Genomic DNA, 18,010 nt, shown 5'->3' with positions numbered 1-18,010 from the left:
CATGATTGTCGTTCGCGACCTGCCCATCGCATCGCACCGAAATCGTGCTGCCGGCGCGCTGCTTGTGTCCGCGATGCCACCCTCAAAGTTTCTTGAGCGGGACGAATGATGTGACTTCGCACAGCTGTCACACTTCGGATCGATAACCGCACAATTGCCGGGAGCCGAACGCGACGGCACGCAGTGGCACTTGGCACGAACTGATCCGGGATAGTGTGGCGGGATATCGAGAATGGCCAACGACCTGTCCGTTCGGTTCGTGGATTATCTGCGTCAGAACAATCACCTGGCGCCGAGCGATGGACCGGCTGAGCGGACCGGGCAGGGCGCCGACGTCAGGCAGTTGAAGCTGTGGGAGGTTACCAGCCTCTCGCCGACCGACTTCGCCGACGAAGCCGCGCGCTTCTTTGCGCTCGGCCGGCTGACGCTTCAGGAGATGACGTCGGCCGAACCGCTGGTCGGGTCGTTCTCGCCGCGCTTCCTGCGCGAGACCATGGTCTATCCGTGCCGCGCGGTCGACGGGACCACGGTGCTCGCCGTCGTCGACCCGACCGATCAGGCGACGCTGCGGGCGGCACAGATCGTGCTTGGCGCCGGCATCCATGTGAAGGTGGCTTCGTCGGAAGACGTCGCCATCGCGCTGAACAACTCGTCCAGCACTGAAGAGGCCGAGGCCGCCGATAGCGCCGCGGCGCTGCCCCGCGAAGACGACATCGAGAGCCTGCGCGATCTCGCCAGCGGCGCGCCGGTGGTGCGCGCAGTCAACGATCTCATTGAGAAGGCGGTCGAGCTTCGCGCCAGCGACATCCATATCGAGCCGTTTTCCGGCGGGCTCATGGTGCGCTTACGGATCGATGGTCTGCTCCGGCCGGTCGCCGCGCTGTCGGGCGTGCTGCCCCAGGCGGTGGTCTCCCGCATCAAGATCATCGCCAACCTCAATATCGCCGAGCGCCGCCTGCCGCAGGACGGCGCGGCGCGGCTGCGGGCCGGTCGCACCGACATCGATATCCGCGTCGCGATCATGCCGACGCAGCACGGCGAATCCTGTGTCATCCGCATCCTGCCCAAGGATCGCGGCTTGTTGGTGGTCGAAAAGCTCGGATTCTCCGAGCCTGACGAAGCCAAGCTGCGGCGGCTCTTGAAGCTGCCGCACGGCATGGTCGTGATCACGGGGCCGACCGGCAGCGGCAAGACCACGACGCTGGCGACGATCCTGTCGATCCTCAATGAGCCCAGCCGCAAGATCCTGACCATCGAGGATCCGGTCGAATACGAGCTTCCCGGGGTCAACCAGTCCCAGATCAAGCCCGCGATCGGCCTGACCTTCGCCACCGCCCTGCGGTCCTTCGTTCGCCAGGACCCGGATGTGATCATGGTCGGCGAAATCCGCGATTCCGAGACCGCGCATGTCGCGGTGCATGCGGCGCTGACCGGGCATCTGGTGCTGACGACGCTGCACACCGAGACCGCGGCTGCCGCGGTGCCGCGTCTGCTCGACCTCGAGGTCGAAGGCTATCTGTTGCGTTCGGTGCTGCGCGGCGTGATCGCGCAGCGTCTGGTCCGGCAACTCTGCGAGCGCTGCAAGACGGCGCGGCCGCTTGCAACAGCCGATTTCGCCGAGGACCCCCGGCTCGCCGCGCTCGGCTTCAAGGCCGACGAGATCATTCAGGAGCCATGCGGCTGCGAGCGCTGCGGCGGGACCGGCTATCGAGGCCGCCTCGGCGTGTTCGAACTGCTCGAACTGTCCAATGAACTGCGCGAACTGATCGGGGAGCGAACCGACGGGCTGAAGATCGATACGATGGCGATCCGCTCGGGCATGACCACGATGCTCGACGACGGGGTCGCGAAATGCCGCGCCGGATTGACCTCGCCCGCCGAGATCCTCCGCGTCGCAACGGTGCGGTGACGCCGTGCCGAATTATCGCTATCGCGCTCTGACCCAGGCCGGCGAGATCGTGAACGGCACGATCTCCGCCCCGACGGCGGCCGAGGTGGCGCGGCGGATCGAATATCTCAAGCTGCTGCCGATCGAAACCACCGAGGACAAGCGCGCATCCGGCGGCACCGGTGGCCGCAGCCTGTTCGGCGGGCCGAGCGCGGCCGAGGTCACTACGTTCACGCGTGATCTCGCACTGCTGCTCAAGGCCGGTGCGCGTCTCGACGATGCCTTGGAGTTGCTGTCGGGCGACGCGGACGTGGGCCGGATGCGTCCGGTGGTGGCGAAAATTCGCGCCGCCCTGCTCACCGGCGAGAGCTTTGCCGACGCGGTCGCCGATCATCCAACCCTGTTCCAGCCGATGTACATCGCCCTGGTCCGGGTGGGAGAGATCTCCGGCACGCTCGATTCCGTGCTGGAGATGCTGGGCACCGAGCGCGCGCGTTCCGAGCAGATGCGGCGCAAGCTGACCGACGCCATGCAATATCCGGCCTTCGTGCTGGTCGCGGCGTCCGGCGTGATGCTGTTCTTCCTGCTGTTCGTGCTGCCGCAATTCTCGACCGTGCTCGGCGATTTCGGCGGCAAGTCGGACACGGCGCTCGCCAGCTTCATTGCGGTATCGGATTTCCTGCGCGCCAATGCCACCGCGGCAAGCCTGATCAGCGCGGCAACGATTGCGCTCGCATGGTGGCTGCTGCGGCAGGCGCGCGTCCGCGCCGCGCTGGTCAACGCCATCTCGCGGGTGCCGGGCATCAGCAGCGCTTTCCAGTTCTATCGCGCCAGCCTGTTCTGCCGCAATCTCGGCGTCCTGCTCGGCAGCGGTGTCAACCTCACCGCCGCGTTGCGCATCCTGGTCGACATCATGTCAGTGACCGGAAGCGAGGCGAACTGGACCGCCGCCGCCGACCGCGTCCGCCATGGCGGCAAATTGTCGGAAGCACTCGCCGTGGCGGACAGTCTGCCGCCGATGGCGGTCCGCATGCTGCGGCTCGGTGAAGAGACCGGGCAGCTGCCGGTGCTGGCCGGGCGGGTCGCGGAATTCTACGAAGCAAAATTGCAGCGCAGCCTGGACCGGGTCGTCGGCATCGTCGGTCCGCTAGCGATCATCACGATCAGCACCGTCGTCGGCGGATTGATCGTGTCGGTCATGACGGCGCTGCTCTCGGTCACACAGCTAGTCGGTTAGAGCAGGGGTCATCGGCCATGATATCGCGCAACATCATCATAAAGGCATTCGCCACGCGAGCGGAACGCGCTCGCACGCCGTCGCAAAGCCAGAGGCGTTCGGGGCAGGAGGGCTTCACGCTGGTCGAGATGCTGGTGGTGATCGCGATCATCGGCCTGATCATGGGGCTGATCGGCCCGCGCGTGCTCAACTATCTCAGCGAATCCAAGGTCAAGACCGCGCGCATTCAGTTGCAGAGCTTCTCCAGCGCGCTCGACCTGTTCTACCTCGACGCCGGGCGCTTCCCGTCGACGGCTGAGGGGCTTGCCGCCCTGGTGCGGCGCACGCCGGGGGTCGCGGCCTGGAACGGCCCGTATCTGAAGGGCGGCAACGTGCCGAACGATCCCTGGAACCATCCTTATCTCTATCGCTCGCCCGGCGAGCACGGACCGTATGACATCGTCTCCTACGGCTCCGATGGTCAGGAGGGCGGCAGCGGCACCTCGGCCGATATCTCGCTCGAGAAGACCACCGCCGCCAACAACGACCAGTAAGGATGCATGGCAAGCATGAGTGACGCGACGCAGCGCGGTTTCACCCTGCTCGAGATGGTGTGCGTGCTCGCCATCATCGCGCTGCTGGCGGCCGTGCTGCTTCCGTTCATTCCGCACCAGACCTCGCGATCGCGCCTGCAGGCCTATGCATTGCAGACCGCGACGCTGCTGAAGGCCGATCGGAATGCCGCCATCGAGCGCAGCACCAGTGTTGCGACGCTGGTCGATGCGCCGAGCCGGGTGATCCACTCCGGCGCATCGCGCATGACGGTGCGGATCCCCGAAGACGTGCGGTTCGATGCCGTGCTGCCGCAGAGCTGTCAGCGCCGCGCCGCACTGTCGACCATCCGCTTCTTCGCCGATGGCGGGTCCTGCGGCGGCTCCATCGCGCTGACGCGGCTCGATGCGGGATATGAGGTCCGCGTCAACTGGCTTACCGGAAGGGTTGAAATCGTTGCTCGCGACGTCGCCGCCAACTGACCGCGCTGATGCGGGGTTCACCATCATCGAGGTGCTGGTGGCGCTGGCGCTGGTGGCTGTCTCGATCGTTGCGATCGGCGCCGTCATGGGCGTCAAGACGCGCGGCGTGCGAGCGCTGGAGCAGCACGTGGCGCTGATGCAGGCGGTGCGCACCTTGATGACGGTCGGCATCCCGCCCCGCGCGGAATTGCAGTCGGGCACCTCGACGGGGCAGGCGGAGGGCTACCGCTGGACGATTGATGTCAGTCCGCTCGGTGGCGACTGGAAGGTGCCCGAGGGCAATGTGCCCTGGGCTCCGGAGCTGGTGCGGATTCGCGTCAAATCTCCGGGCGGTGCGCTGTCCGACATTCGCACCGTGCGCCTGATGCCGAGGGCGTCGGAATGACCCGGGCATGGGCAGACCAGCGAACGGGCGAGCGCGGCTTCACGCTGATCGAGACCATCGTCGCGCTGGCGCTGATGGGGCTGTTGCTGTCGGCGCTCGCCAGCATCACGGCGCAGTGGCTGCCGAGCTGGAACAGGGGCCTCGACCGGATCCAGCGCAGCGAATTGATCGGGATCGCGCTGGAGCGGATCGGCGCCGATCTTGCCGCCGCGGAGTTCGTTGCCGCCAACCGCGACAGCCACAAGCCGCTGTTCGACGGATCGGAGTTGTCCGTGATGTTCGTGCGCACGTCGGTGGGGCCGAATGCCGGGCCGGGGCTCGACGTGGTGCGCCTTGGCGAGACGCGCGATCGCGGCGAGTTCGTCACGGTTCGCACGCAGACGCGGTTCACGCCGCTGGCTGACGGGGTGTCGCTGTCGGAGCAGGTCCATCTCGGCAGCCCGGTGGTGCTGCTGCGCGCGCCCTATCGGCTGTCGTTCGCCTATGCCGGTGCTGACCGGGCCTGGAAGAGCGCGTGGAAGGACGCGGACAGACTGCCGGCGATGATCCGGCTGACCGTGCGCGACGCGGCGAGCCAGCGCGTCCTGTCGGTTTCGACCATCGCGCCGGTCCATGTCCAGATTCCGAGCGACTGCACCAAGCCGGACGGCAATTGCGGCGACAAGCAGAGCTCCGGAAGTGCCACCGATCAGGGGAAGACGTGATGGGCGCGTCCGGCAATGTCGGCCGATCGCCGGCCAATCGCGGCTTCGTCATCGTTGCGGTGCTCTGGATCCTGCTGGCGCTGTCGTCGCTGGCGATCATTTTCTCGGCCTATCTGGCCGCGTCGGCGCGCGCGCTGGCGGCCAGCGACCTGTCGTTGCAGACCGAGGCGCTGGTGTCGGCCGGGCTCGAGCTCACCGCCTATCAGCTGACGCTGACGGACGAGAAGACGAGACCACAGTACGGGGCGTTTCATTTCGGGCTGGACGATGCCAGCGTCGGCATCACCTTCACGTCGGAGGCCGGCCGCCTTGATCTGAACTACGCGTCGAAGGAGATGCTGATCGGCCTGTTCGTCGTGCTCGGCGCCCGCAAGGACGCCGCCGCCGAATATGCCGACCGGATCGTCGGCTGGCGAACCCGGCCCGCGCCGGGCAGCGAGAATGTGGAGGCGGCGCGCTACAACGCGCTTGGCTATTCGCCGCGGCAGGGGCTGTTCACCCATATCAACGAGCTGGCGCTGGTCGCCGGCATCCCCGAAGCGTTTGTCGATCGCGTGTTGCCGTTCGTGACGGTGTTCAACGGCGGTCCGGATGTTGATCCGACCATCGCCGCGCCGGAAGTCGCTCTCGCCGTCGATAAGGCGTCGGGGAAGGACCAGGACGGCTTCGGGGCGCGCCCGGCTTCGCCGAACGGAATCGCTGCCGGAACGCAGGCCCCAAGCCAGCAGAGCGCGGCATCGACGGCGCAGAGCCCGTGCTACCGGATCGCAATCTCGATCCGCTTCCGCAACGGTCACCGTACCACGTCCGAGGCGGTGATCGCACTCGGCGACAAGGTCGAGCCTTATCGGGTCTTGTCCTGGCAAAACGACGTCGAGCCGCGAAACCCGGTTCTGCTGCGCAAGAGAGGATGATGGCAATGCTTGCCGAAGCACGGCAATGGTTCGAGCAATGGATCGGCGCGGTCGCGACCACCGTCGACGGCGTCGCCGGCAGGTTCATGCGCCGGCGCAGCATCGAGCTCGACGAGAATGGCGACGGCACGTTCACCGCCCGCCTCGCGGTCTCGAAGGATGGCTCGCCTTCGATGCCGGTTTCGTTCCGGCTCGATCACGATGCGCCGCAGCCTCCGCTGCCGGCGGAGTGGAAGACCGCGTTCGACGGCAGCCGCATCGAGGTGCGTTTGCGATCGGATCAAATCGTCAGCCGCGTGCTCGATTTCCCGAGCCAGGCAAGCGACTTCCTCGACGGCATGATCCGCGCGCAGGTCGACCGGCTGACACCATGGAGCGCCGCCGATGCTGTCTTTGGCTGGAGTTCGCCGCAGCCGATCGCCAATGACCGCATTGAAGTCGCGTTCGGCGCGACCGCGGCGACGAAGGTCGATCCGTTGATCCGGATGGCGAGGATGCTCGGCGCCGCCTCCATCGCGGTGTTCGCGCCGGCGGTTGGCGGCGACGGCGCCGCGCAGCAGGTGACGCTGCTCGACAGGTCGCTGCGCGGCCTTGCCGGGCCCTCGGTTCCGCGCCTGTTGCGCGTCAGCCTGGCCTCGACGGCGGCCGCGGCCGCGGTCTCGCTGCTGCTGAACATCTATCTCGGCGGGTGGCTGCAATCCGAGCAGGACGACCTGCAACACCGGATCGCGCAGCGCCGCGCCGCGCTGCGTCTCGATGCCAATGGCGACTCGTCCGGGCTCGGCCTGCTGGCCAAGCGCAAGCAGACGACGCCGTCGAGCGTCATGGTCCTGGAAGCGGTCTCGCGCGTGCTGCCCGACACGACCTATGTGACGGAACTTCGCATCGAGGGCAACAAGGTGCAGGTGGTGGGGCTGACCCAGGATGCGCCGTCCCTGATCCGGCTGCTGGAACAGTCGCCGCAATTCACCCGCGCGACGTTCTTCGCGCCGACGACGCGCGCGGCGAATGAATCGGCCGAGCGGTTCCACGTCGAGGCCAACATCACTGCCTATTTTGGATCCGGCTCATGAGCGCAGCATCCCGATCGCTGACCGCTGTCAGCACCTCGCCAATGGTCGCGACCGCGAGCTATCTCGGCCTGTTCGTGCTGCTGCTCTTTGTCGTCATCTCGTCGCTCTCGGACATCATCGGCCTGCGCAGCGATGTTGCGGCAGCGGCCGGATTGCTGGAGCAACTGGAGGGGCGATCCAAGGCGAATACCGCGCCAGGTCAGCCGGCGATGCCGACCGGCTCGGCCTATCTCGAGGGGGCGACCGTCACGGTGGCCGGCGCCACCTTGCTGCAACGGGTGTCGGGCGCGGTGATCAAGGCCGGCGGCAACGTGCTGTCGACGCAGCTCGATGTTCCCAACGCGCCGGCCAAGGCCGGCTTCATCAGCATGGTCGCGAGCAGCGAGATCGAGCAGGCGCAATTACAGCAGGTGCTCTACGATCTGGAAGCCGGCATGCCGTTTTTGTTCATCGACCAACTGGTCGTGCAACCCGTCGCCGACGAGGCCGCCAAGGGCGCCGATCCCGGCAAGCTGCGCGTGCTGCTCGGCGTCTCCGGACAATGGCGAGGAGCCAAATGATGCGACGCTTCGCAGCGACCATCGTGCTGTTGGCAGTGTCGGCCTATTCGGCGCCGGCTGCGGTGCCTGCCCCGTCCGGCGATGCATTGGACGCCGGGATGCTCGACGATACACGCCTCGGTGGACCGGTGCTGAGTTCACCGCCGCCGTCCGAACCGGTGACATCGGTCCGGGTGGCCCCGTCGCCGGCACCGACACCCCGGCCGCTCAGCGCCAATCCGTTGTGGGGCATCCCGCTCAAGACACTGTCCAACACGCGCGACCGGCCGGTGTTCTCGCCGTCGCGGCGACCGCCGCCTGCCGTCGTTGCGGAACCGGAGGTCAGCAAGCCGGCGCCGCCGCCGCCGCGCAAGGTCGCGATCGAGCCACCGCCGCTGTCGCTGGTCGGCACGATTGCGGGAGATGACGAAAGCTTCGGGATCTTTCTCGATCAGTCGACCAAGACGGCGCTGCGGCTGAAGATCGGCGATGACTTCCAGGGATGGAAGCTGCGGTCCATCAACGGCCGCGAAGTCACGATGCAGAAGGACGATCAGGGGGCCGTGCTCACATTGCCCCAGCCCGGCGGCGACGAGAGCGGCGATGTCCGCCTGGTTCCGGTCAGCACGGAAAGGAAGCCCTTGGCAGCGCGGCGCCAGATGTGACCGCGCGTCGGACCGAGATGCTAGTTCAACGCGAGCCAGCTCTGAAGGGCCGGCGTCACGAGAAGCCCGAGCGCCAGAAACGGGCCGAACGGGATCGAGGTCTGGCGCTTCATCTCGTGACCTGCGAGTTGCAGGCCGCCGGCAACACCGAGCGCCGCGAGTGCCGCGATCAGCAGCAAGGTCGGAACGCCTGTCGCGCCGACCCAGATCGCCGCGGCGGCAAGAAACTTGACGTCGCCAAGTCCCAATCCGTCGACATGCCGCAAGGCGAAGTAAAGACGCTGCAGTAGAAGGAACACGATGCCGACCAGGACCGCAATCGCCATGGCGGTGAAGGCGGCCATCGTGCCTTCGGTGACGACGACGTTGGCGAGACCGAGCGCCGCGATCGCAAGGTTCAGCCAATTCGGGATGATGCCGTGGCGAAGATCGATCAGCGCGACCGCGCAGCAAAGCATGCAAAGCGCACCGTAAGATCCGATAAAATAAAGGGCTTCGCGATCAATCTGCATGGCGACGGACAAGTGTGACAGGTGCGGACGTTGTGTTGCAACAACTCACGCGCGTTGAACAGTCCAATTTCAATCCGTCTGCAGCAGCGCGAACGAGTTTGCAAAATTGTGATCGTCATCGACGATCGCGAAGCAGAAAAGATGCGACAAAAAGTCTGCGCTGTCACAAATCCGCATAGGATACCGACAATAGTTCGCCCCGCTACATGCCGCGAGCCCTTCGTGGCAGACGAGTGGGTTGACTATGCACAAGATGCAAGTGGCGGCGTGCCTTGCTTTGCTGGCGGCGTTCGCAGGCGTGCGCGCCGCGAATGCCGGCGCTCTCGAGGAGGGCGCCGAGCGCTACCGGCCATATTTGATCGAGGGCGTCGCCAGTGCGCTGACAGGCGCGCGTGCGCTTCGCGAGCGCGCCGCGGCGGCGGATTTGCCTGGAGCGAAGAAGGCCTGGCTGTCGGCGCGCGCCGGCTGGGAGCGCTCGGAGGTGTTCACCGCGGGGTTCGTGCCTGAGCTCGACGCGCAGATCGACGCCTGGCCCAACGCGGACAGCGGGTTCCACGCCATCGAGGCGAAACTGTTCGGAGCTGCCAGCACCGACGTGGCCACCGATGCGACCGGCCTTGTCGAGCATCTGAACGATCTCCACGGCAAGCTCAAGGATATCAAGCTGACGCCGCAGGGCCTTCTGGATGGCACGGTGCGGCTCGCCTACGAAGTCGGAGAGAGCAAGGCCGATGGCGGCGAGTCGCGCATCAGCGGCACCTCGCTCGACGACATGCGCAACAACATCGCCGGCATCGATTTCGCCTACCACACGATCTTCTCGGCCGCGCTCAACACGGTCGACGGCAAGCTCGACGAGATGGTGACCAACCGGATCGAGCAGCTCGAAGCGATTGTCGCCACGCCCGACCTGCCGCATGTCAACATTGCCGAACTGCGCCAGACCAGCGAGGAACTGGTGGTTGCGTTGCAGAGCGCCTCGGCAAAGCTCGGGCTGCAGCGGCCGACCCTGGAGGCCCAGGCGCGATGACATCGCTTCACCTGCGTCTGGCTGCGCTGCTCTCCGGTGTGATCGCCCTGGCACTGTTCGGGCGTGCGGTGGCGTTTCCGGTCGACGGTGACAAGACCGTGCTGCCTGTCGCGACCGAGCTGAACGAGGATGCGCTCGACAAGCCGCGCGAGGTGTTCCAGTCCGAGCGGACCGGGGCCAAGTCCTATCTGGTGAATCTCGGCGATCTCGCGTTCAATTCGCCGGGGCTGCTCGGTGACGTGGCGCGGCAGGCCGGCGTGAGCTGCGGCACCTGCCACGTCAATGGCGCGAACAACGCCAAATTCTTCATGCCGAAGATGTCGAGCCGGCCCGGCACGTTCGACACCACCGGTCCGCTGTTCAATCCGAAGGCCAACAATCTGGCGTTCGATCCAGTGCGGATCCCGAGCCTGCGCGGCGCCCGTTATCTAGCGCCCTACGGCGCCGACGGCCGATTCGCCTCGCTGCGCGACTTCGTCCACAACGTCATCACCAACGAGTTCGCAGGTCCCGAGCCGTCGCCGGCAACGCTCGATGCGATCGTGGCGTATATTCACGACATCGACTTCCTGCCCAATCCGAGCCTTGGTCCCGCCGGGCGGCTGGCCGGCAAGATCAGCGACGCGGAGCGCCGCGGCGAGGTGCTGTTCGCAAAGCCGTTCCCGCACGATCTCGCGCTGAGCTGCGCGGGATGCCACGTTCCGTCGTCCGGCTTTGTCGATCACCAGCAGCACGATGTCGGTTCGGGCGGACTGTTCAAGACGCCGACGCTGCGCAATGCCGATTTCAACGCGCCGTACTTTCACGACGGCCGCTTCGACAATTACGACCAGGTCGTCGATTATTTCGACCGGACCTTTCAGCTCGAGCTCTCGGCGCAGGACAAGGGCGACCTCGTCGCCTATCTCACGGCAGTCGGCGATGGCGTTCAGCCCTATGAGCGCGACGGCGCCGGGGCAACGCTGAAGGAGATCAACGATTTCTCGACGGTGCTCGCGACCGCGATTCCGTCCGGTGACAAGGACATCGTCGCGCTGGCGGTCGATACGATCGGTCGCGAGTTGCGCGAGTTGACCGAGCAATATCCCGACCGCAAGAACACCAGCGTCTCGGGCGGCGAGCAGCAGCGCGTACTTGCGCGCAACGGCCTCAAGGAGCTCGTGCTCACGCTGCGGCGAATCGAGATGGCGGTTGCGGCAGGGCGCAACGCGGATGCCGCAACCGAGTTCAGGAATTATCGCAATCTGATGGCTGCTGCAGTGCCTGCGCTGTTGGCTAGCGCCGAGCCGTGGTCGCTATTCAATCAAGGCGTGCATGACCAACATTACGCTGCGCTTCGCCAGGTGATGCGCTCCAAGCACCTTTCGCATTGATTGCGTTGTATTGAAGTGATTTTGCGATCTGCGCTGCGGCGCGGATGCGTGAGCAATTTTCGATCATTGGTTGCATGGTTGAATCGTGGAGATGCACCGCCGCGGCGGCAGATGTCTCCTCAGAAAATATTTGAACGTTTCGAAATTTCTTGCGCGCTTTCATGTAAGCGAAAACCATGCGTCATATTGTCGCACTAAGCAGTGTGTGTTGCTAACCGCAAACACCCTGAGGTCGACAATGAGTTTGAATTACAAAAAGCACTGGCGAACCAGCACCGCGCTCTGCATCGCGTCAACGGTGCTCGTCGCAACAGCCGCATATGCTGCTCACTATCCGGGCGGCCGCAGTGATTGGGACAAGCGTCCGCATCACAATCACCAGGCGCACGAAGAGGGCGATCGTGCGAACCATGAGAACCATGGCCATCATGGTGACGGCGATCACGGCGTGAAGACCGCGTCGCCGATCAAGCACGTCATCATCCTGATCGGTGAGAACCGCGGTCTCGATCACACCTTCGGTATCTACAAGCCGAAGGGCAAGGGACAGACCATCTCCAACCTGTTGTCGAAGGGCATCGTCAACGAGGATGGAACGCCGGGACCGAACTTTGCGCAGGCGCAGCAGTCCTCGGTCGCGGGCCAGCCCTTGTACTATATCGGCGCACCGACCATCGCGAAGTCGCCCTACAACGCGACCAACCCGATGCCGCAGCCGAACACGGCCGGCACGCCGACCGCGCAGAGCGACACCGCGCCCCCGTTCAAGACGATCGCCGAAGCCAGCGTCGAGAAGGACATGGACCCGGCCGATCTCGATATCCTCACCACCGGCTTCAGCGGCCTGCCGACCGGTGTGCTGGATACCCGCATTCCCGGCGCCGGCGGTCTGAACGGACCGTTCCAGTTGCAGGGTGAGCAGATCAGCGACGACGACTACACCGGCGACTCGACGCATCGCTTCTACCAGGATTGGCAGCAGGAAGACTGCAGCGCCGCCAACGCCACCAAGAAGAACAATTCGGGTTGCCTGAACGATTTGTTCCCGTTCGTGATGGCGACCTATTCGGCATCCAACAAGAGCATGGCCAACTCGATGGGCTACTACAACGCCCAGCAGGGTCAGGCTCCGGTCCTGAAGATGCTGGCCGACCGCTTCACCCTGAGCGACAACTTCCACCAGTCGTTCCACGGCGGCACCGGCGCGAATCACTTCATGCTCGGTACCGGCGACGCGGCCTTCTGGAGCGACGGCAAGGGCAATCCGGTGACGCCGCCGGCCAACCTGATCGCCAATCCGAATCCGGTCGCAGGTTCGGTCAACCGCTACACCGTCGATGGCAATTGGAGCAATTGCTCTGATGTCTTCCAGCCCGGCGTCAAGCCGATCGTCACCTACCTCAACAATCTGCCGTACGCGGCGGAGCCGAACTGCAAGCCCAACCACTACTACATGCTCAACAACGTCAACCCGGGTTATCTGCCGAACGGCGCGCTGTCGGGTGGCAACAACGTGCCGCCGTCGTCGGTTCGCACGATCGGCGATGCGCTCATGGAGAAGAATGTCTCCTGGGCGTTCTACGGTGGCGCGTTCAACGACGCCGTGGCGCTTTCCAACGCCGCGGTTGCCGCCAATCCGTCGAACCCCAACCTCAGCGCCGCTGCGGTCGCCGATCCGGCGCACGCGCTCGGCATTGCCTACTGCCAGATCTGCAATCCGTTCCAGTATGCGACCTCGATCATGGCTAACCCGGCCGTGCGTCAGGCTCACATGAAGGACACTGCCGATCTGATCACGGCGATCCAGAACAACACGCTGCCTGCGGTGTCTTTCGGCAAGCCGGACGGCCTGCTCGACGGTCATCCGCAGAGCTCGAAGGTTGACCTGTTCGAGGCCTATGTCCTGAACGTGCTCAACTCGCTGGACAACAACCCGGAGCTGAAGGCTGAAACCGCTGTCTTCATCACCTGGGACGAGGCCGGCGGCTATTGGGACTCCGGCTACCAGCAGTCCATCGACTTCTTCGGCGACGGACCGCGCATTCCGACCCTGATCCTTTCGCCCTATTCGACGGGCGGCAAGGTCAACCACAACTACGCCGACCACGTTTCGCTGCTGAAGTTCATCGAGCGCAACTGGGCTCTCCAGCCGCTCACGAACCGCAGCCGCGACAACCTGCCGAACCCGACCTACTCGAAGAACAACGAGTATGTTCCGACCAACAGCCCGGCATTGTCTGATATGTTCGACGCGTTCGACTTCAGCAAGCCGGTCACGTTGTCCTACACCGAGTGATCAAGCTCTCGCCCACGGCGAGGTCTTGACTGCATCCAAGGGCGGCGCCGATCGAACCAATGGTTCGGTCGGCGCCGTCATGTTCTGTTCCTGCCACCTGATCGACCGGAGACATGCGATGAAACGCAATAAGAAGACGTGCGCGATCAGCAGCAGCGTCGCGGCTAGCCTGCTTGCCGTCGCCATCCTGGCCGGCGCGGCGATCCCGGCCATGGCGCAGCAGTTTTCCGCCGACCTCGTCGCGAACAAGGACGACACGGCAACCGCCATGGGAGCCTTGCGGGTCTCGGGCGGAAAAGCACGGATCGAGACAAGCGCGCTGCCCGACGGGTTCTTCCTGATCGATACGGGCAAGCCCGCGGCCTATTTCGTCCGTCCGGCGGCACGGGTTTACATGGACGCGCGGCAATCGAGCCCGCTCACCCGGATGTTCATTCCGGTTGATCCGGATGATCCCTGCCGGCAATGGCTGGCGATGGCGCAACTGTCCACGCCGATCGACCTCGCGGCGTGGCACTGCCAGCGCGACGGAGAGGAAACCATCGCTGGGCAGAATACCGACGTCTTTCGAATCGCTGCGCCGTCCGGTTTGAGCTTTGTCGGCTGGATCGACCGCGCGCGCAGATTTCCGGTACGGATCAAGACCGCGGATGGGACGGTGATCGCTGCCGATCACATCCGCGACGAGCCGCAGGCGGCGCAAATGTTTGAAATTCCCGCAGGCTTGCGCAAGTTCGACCCGCAAGCGCTGATCCGTCGGATCCAGCAGAGCGACGTATGGGTTGAGCCGCCGGCTTCGGAGTGAGCACGCCGTCCGTTACTGCGACTGCAGGCTTGTTACCGGCAGGATCCGGCCGAGCGCAGTGTAGTGCGACTGATGCACGCTGCTGTTGAACAGCGACCAGGGTTCGGCCTTTTTCAGGGCGACGGGTACGTCGAAGTGCACCAGCTGCGCAAAGTTGCGATATTCGGCCATCGCATCGTCGATACGGCCGGCGGCGACGTCGAGATCGATGCGGCGCAGGGTCAGAACGAGGTCCTTCAGGATCGCGCGCGCCGCCAGCCGCTCGTCCTTGCCACCGATCGCGGTGTTCCTGATGTCCGGGATGCGCTCGGTCAGTTCGCGCAGTTCGGCCCCGACCCCGGTCACGGCCAGCGACACCACCGCGGTGTCGGCAGCCGGGATCGCGACCTCGAGGACGCTCGAGAGCTCGAGCACCTCTTTCATCCGGAGCATGACGCCGTCCTTGTCGAACGGGCGTTCGCCGTCGCCGACCGCATTCAGATAGGCCACGAGGTCCTGGGTGTCCTGGGTCGACAGTTCGAGGTCGAACACACGATCGAAATGATCGACCACCTGTTCATAGCTGTCGTAGCGGCCATCGTGGAAATACGGGGCGTTGAAGTTGGCGTTCAGCAAAGTCGGGGTCTTGACCATTCCACCGGATCCGACGTCGTGGCGCATCTGGTCGTTGAAGGTACCACCCGGAACATGACAACCGGCGCAGCTCAGCTCGGCCTGCTTCGGGAACGGCTTGAAGAACAGCGCCTCGCCGCGGCGCTCGGCCAGGCTCGCCTGCGCGGCAAGCCTGCCGCCGGGTGCAATCTTCGGATTGGGGAGAAAATCGATATCGTTGATATAGGCGACGAGGCCGTCGAGAACCTCGTCGCGCGGCTTCGGGCCGGAAAATTCATTGACGATGACATTATAGACGAAGTCGCGCAGCGAGGTGATGCGGCCGTCATGTCCGTAGGGAGCGAGGAAGCGGGCGCCGCGCAGGCTCGGAATCCTGACCGGATCGAGGATGCTGTTGAACGTCTTCGCGTTGAAGACGAGGCTGGTCGTATCGAAGGTGCCGGGGCGGGAGGATGCGCCCGGAACGAACAGTTTCGGGTTCGATGCGCCGTTGACGTGACAGGTGCCGCAGCTCATCTCGGCCTGACGCGCCTTGCCGCCCAGGATGGAAGGCGAGTTGAACGCGAGATCGCCGAGATTGACCAAATAGGATTTTCGCCCGCCGACGGCCTCGGAATGAAAGAGCTCGCGTGGCCGCGCCAGCGCTTCCTCGGAAAATTCGGTGCCGGCCGGCAGCACGGTCTGGTCGCCGCCGAGCGGGAACGCCGTCGCGCGCAACGGGAGCAGGGCAACGACGAGCGCCAGCCACGCGACCCGTGCCGGTCTGACGCCGCGATCGGCAGCTGTCGCACGATGTTTTCCGGAGCCGGACACCAGAATATCCCAAGCCATCGCGCGAAAACGCCCCTGTCACAAATGCATATGCGCTGCCGTGCGTCGGAAGATGTCACGGAGGTGACAGTTTCCTGTCGGCAGGATCAATGACCATCTGACTGGATAGACGAATTTTGATTGCGGTTTGATGACGCTCGATCAGCGAAGCGCAACGCAGTCTGCGTTTGACACGATGAAAGTCTGTTGGTGCGCGAGCATCTTTCCGCGCGTTTGCGCGCGCGTCGAAAAACAGTCATCCCAGCGAAATGTGTTTTGCATAGCGTGTAGCTCCATTTCTATTTCTTTCTAAATCAGGAGAGCACTATGCGGCTTTGGGGAGCCATTCCGGCGCTCGCGGTTGTTGCTGGCGCCGTTGCCATCTCGCCGGTAGCAAACGCAGAGAATTTGGTCGAAAAGATCGTTGATGAGTTCAAGCACGAGATCAAGGACGAGCTGCGCGACCTGCGGGATCGTGGCCATGAAGGCGTGCACCAGTACAAGCACATCGTCGTCATCTATCAGGAGAACCACAGCTTCGATAACCTCTACGGTCACTGGGGCGACGTCGGCCGCGACCGGATCAACGGCACATCCTATGCCGATCAGGCGCACACCCTGCAGGTTCGGCAGGACAACCAGACCGTCTATGCTTGTCTGCTGCAGAACGACGTCAACCTGACTTCTCCGTCGCCGCAACCGACGAGCTGCACCGACAATACGGGCACGGTCGCGATCCTGAGCGCCTTCAAGAACAAGCCGTTCGAGATCAATGAATTCATTCCGACCTCGGCCACGACCTGCCCGAAGCCGCTCGGCGCTTTCGCGGCTCACGGTTTCCTCAACGGCACCGGCGCGCCCGGCGGCTGCACCGCGGACATCGTGCACCGCTTCTACAGCGAGCAGTACCAGCTCAACGGCGGCCGGCAGAACCGCTACATGACCGGCAGTGATGCGGCGGGTCTGGTGATGGGCTATTACGACACCAAGAAGCTGCCCATCTACACCTATCTCCACGGCAACGGCGCGCCGAACTACATCATTGCCGACAGCTTCTTCCAGGGTGCCTTCGGCGGTTCGTTCCTCAACCACCAGTTCCTGGTCGCCGCCGCGGCGCCCCAGTTCGTCGGTGCCCTGAATGACGGCAGCGCCAACGACTTCCACTCGATCGTCGATGCCAACGGCATGCCGACCAGCACGCCGCTCTACACGCCGCTCTCGACCGTGAAGGATGCGCAGCTGACGGCGAAGTGCAATCAGGCCGGCCTGCCGGCGGGCCTTGCCTGCGGCGACTACGCGGTCAACACGACGCAGCCGTTCTATCAGCCCTATTCCCCGGGCACCGCCGACATCAAGCGCCTGCCGCCGCTGCACACGCCGAACATCGGCGATCGGCTGTCGGCAAAGCGCGTCGATTGGGCCTGGTATTCGGGCGGCTGGTCGAACGCCAACGGCGACGTCGGCGCTTCGGGCTGGACCAACGGCAACGGTACGACCTGCACCGACCCGAACCATGTTTCCACGGCGGTGTTCCCGAACTGCCCGGACGTGGATTTCCAGTACCACCATCAGGCGTTCAACTACTTCGCCAACTACGCGCCCGGAACGCAGGCCCGCAAGGATCGTCTGAAGGACGAGGCGGAGTTCATCCAGGCGGCGAAGACCGGCCGGCTGAAGCAGGTCAGCTTCATCAAGCCGATCGGCGAGGAAAACGAGCATCCGGGCTACACCAGCGAGTCCGAAGGCAGCCAGCATCTCGTCGATCTCGTCAAGGCGATCGTCGAGGGGCCGGATGGCAAGGACACGCTGATCGTCATCACCTATGACGAGTTCGGCGGGCAGTGGGATCACGTTCCGCCGCCGCCGTTCAACCGTCATGGTGCCGAAGCCAAGGCCGCGGACCAGTGGGGCCCGGGCACCCGCATTCCGGCGCTCTTGATCGCCAAGCGCTTCAACAAGTCGGGCGTCGCGCATGAGGACTTCGACACCACGTCGATCCTCAAGATGCTCGAAAAGCGCTTCGATCTCGATCCGCTGGTGACGCGCCCGGTGCGCAGCCTCTCGGCGGCGCTGAAGGCCGGCGAGGGCTGGCACTGACACGAGAAACGCTGCCGGCCCGCGACAACGTCCGACGCGGGCCGGAGTGCCGGCCAC

At 64.7% G+C, this 18,010-nt stretch carries 17 protein-coding genes; 15 read left to right on the top strand and 2 right to left on the bottom strand.

Going from position 1 to position 18,010, the window contains the following annotated elements; translation table 11 throughout:
- The first annotated feature begins 232 nt into the window (after positions 1-232).
- Genes ACVW1B_RS30950 through ACVW1B_RS30905 form a run of 10 tightly spaced genes read left to right on the top strand, consistent with a single transcriptional unit; the run spans position 233 to position 8,418 of the window.
- Positions 233-1,909 (top strand): GspE/PulE family protein, encoded by a 1,677-nt coding sequence (locus tag ACVW1B_RS30950; RefSeq protein WP_253606579.1) that lies wholly within the window; start codon positions 233-235, stop codon positions 1,907-1,909.
- A gap of 4 nt (positions 1,910-1,913) precedes the next feature.
- Positions 1,914-3,125, top strand: coding sequence for a type II secretion system F family protein (locus ACVW1B_RS30945; protein ID WP_253606581.1), 1,212 nt, complete (start codon positions 1,914-1,916; stop codon positions 3,123-3,125).
- A gap of 17 nt (positions 3,126-3,142) precedes the next feature.
- Positions 3,143-3,658, top strand: a complete 516-nt coding sequence (gene gspG / locus ACVW1B_RS30940; RefSeq protein ID WP_050386312.1) for a type II secretion system major pseudopilin GspG — start codon at positions 3,143-3,145, stop codon at positions 3,656-3,658.
- 15 nt (positions 3,659-3,673) lie between these two features.
- On the top strand, positions 3,674-4,138 hold the full coding sequence (locus tag ACVW1B_RS30935; RefSeq protein WP_253606583.1) for a type II secretion system protein: 465 nt from the start codon (positions 3,674-3,676) through the stop codon (positions 4,136-4,138).
- Positions 4,104-4,523 carry a prepilin-type N-terminal cleavage/methylation domain-containing protein gene (locus ACVW1B_RS30930; protein WP_229160390.1) on the top strand — a complete coding sequence of 140 codons (420 nt, stop codon included), beginning with the start codon at positions 4,104-4,106 and terminating at the stop codon, positions 4,521-4,523. The genes ACVW1B_RS30935 and ACVW1B_RS30930 overlap by 35 nt, the downstream gene beginning before the upstream one ends.
- Entirely contained in the window at positions 4,520-5,227 is a 708-nt protein-coding gene (locus tag ACVW1B_RS30925) for a PulJ/GspJ family protein (protein ID WP_253606584.1), read from the top strand. Before ACVW1B_RS30930 ends, ACVW1B_RS30925 begins: the two co-directional genes overlap by 4 nt.
- Positions 5,227-6,141: a type II secretion system minor pseudopilin gene (locus ACVW1B_RS30920; protein WP_253606586.1), complete on the top strand. Its 915-nt coding sequence runs from the start codon at positions 5,227-5,229 to the stop codon at positions 6,139-6,141. The genes ACVW1B_RS30925 and ACVW1B_RS30920 overlap by 1 nt, the downstream gene beginning before the upstream one ends.
- A complete protein-coding gene (locus ACVW1B_RS30915) occupies positions 6,141-7,214 on the top strand; it encodes a PilN domain-containing protein (protein WP_092080420.1) in 1,074 nt (357 codons plus the stop codon). Before ACVW1B_RS30920 ends, ACVW1B_RS30915 begins: the two co-directional genes overlap by 1 nt.
- Positions 7,211-7,774 carry a type II secretion system protein GspM gene (gspM, locus tag ACVW1B_RS30910; RefSeq protein ID WP_229160386.1) on the top strand — a complete coding sequence of 188 codons (564 nt, stop codon included), beginning with the start codon at positions 7,211-7,213 and terminating at the stop codon, positions 7,772-7,774. Before ACVW1B_RS30915 ends, gspM begins: the two co-directional genes overlap by 4 nt.
- Positions 7,774-8,418, top strand: coding sequence for a hypothetical protein (locus tag ACVW1B_RS30905; RefSeq protein ID WP_253636016.1), 645 nt, complete (start codon positions 7,774-7,776; stop codon positions 8,416-8,418). Before gspM ends, ACVW1B_RS30905 begins: the two co-directional genes overlap by 1 nt.
- 20 nt (positions 8,419-8,438) lie before the next feature.
- Here the strand turns inward: ACVW1B_RS30905 and ACVW1B_RS30900 are convergent, their stop codons facing one another.
- A complete protein-coding gene (locus ACVW1B_RS30900) occupies positions 8,439-8,876 on the bottom strand; it encodes a prepilin peptidase (RefSeq protein WP_063790104.1) in 438 nt (145 codons plus the stop codon).
- Positions 8,877-9,174: 298 nt separating this feature from the next.
- On the opposite strand from ACVW1B_RS30900, the gene ACVW1B_RS30895 reads away from it, so the two are divergent.
- The 4 genes from ACVW1B_RS30895 to ACVW1B_RS30880 all read left to right on the top strand — a co-directional run bounded on the left by ACVW1B_RS30895 (position 9,175) and on the right by ACVW1B_RS30880 (position 14,434).
- Complete coding sequence (locus ACVW1B_RS30895; RefSeq protein WP_092080432.1) at positions 9,175-9,960, top strand: EfeM/EfeO family lipoprotein; 786 nt, start codon at positions 9,175-9,177, stop codon at positions 9,958-9,960.
- Positions 9,957-11,333 carry a cytochrome c peroxidase gene (locus ACVW1B_RS30890; protein WP_253606589.1) on the top strand — a complete coding sequence of 459 codons (1,377 nt, stop codon included), beginning with the start codon at positions 9,957-9,959 and terminating at the stop codon, positions 11,331-11,333. The genes ACVW1B_RS30895 and ACVW1B_RS30890 overlap by 4 nt, the downstream gene beginning before the upstream one ends.
- Positions 11,334-11,577: 244 nt before the next feature.
- Complete coding sequence (locus ACVW1B_RS30885; RefSeq protein ID WP_375167130.1) at positions 11,578-13,629, top strand: alkaline phosphatase family protein; 2,052 nt, start codon at positions 11,578-11,580, stop codon at positions 13,627-13,629.
- Between the two features lie 118 nt (positions 13,630-13,747).
- Positions 13,748-14,434, top strand: a complete 687-nt coding sequence (locus tag ACVW1B_RS30880; protein ID WP_253606592.1) for a hypothetical protein — start codon at positions 13,748-13,750, stop codon at positions 14,432-14,434.
- Positions 14,435-14,446: 12 nt separating this feature from the next.
- On the opposite strand, the gene ACVW1B_RS30875 is transcribed toward ACVW1B_RS30880, so the two are convergent.
- A complete protein-coding gene (locus tag ACVW1B_RS30875) occupies positions 14,447-15,859 on the bottom strand; it encodes a cytochrome c peroxidase (protein WP_253606594.1) in 1,413 nt (470 codons plus the stop codon).
- A 324-nt stretch (positions 15,860-16,183) separates the two neighbouring features.
- Here ACVW1B_RS30875 and ACVW1B_RS30870 point away from each other — a divergent pair, with 324 nt between their 5' ends.
- Complete coding sequence (locus tag ACVW1B_RS30870) at positions 16,184-17,953, top strand: alkaline phosphatase family protein (protein WP_253606596.1); 1,770 nt, start codon at positions 16,184-16,186, stop codon at positions 17,951-17,953.
- The last annotated feature ends 57 nt before the right edge of the window (positions 17,954-18,010 follow it).

The sequence above is a fragment of the Bradyrhizobium sp. USDA 4502 genome, from assembly GCF_054063355.1.
This window is presented reverse-complemented; position numbering and strand designations above follow the sequence as displayed.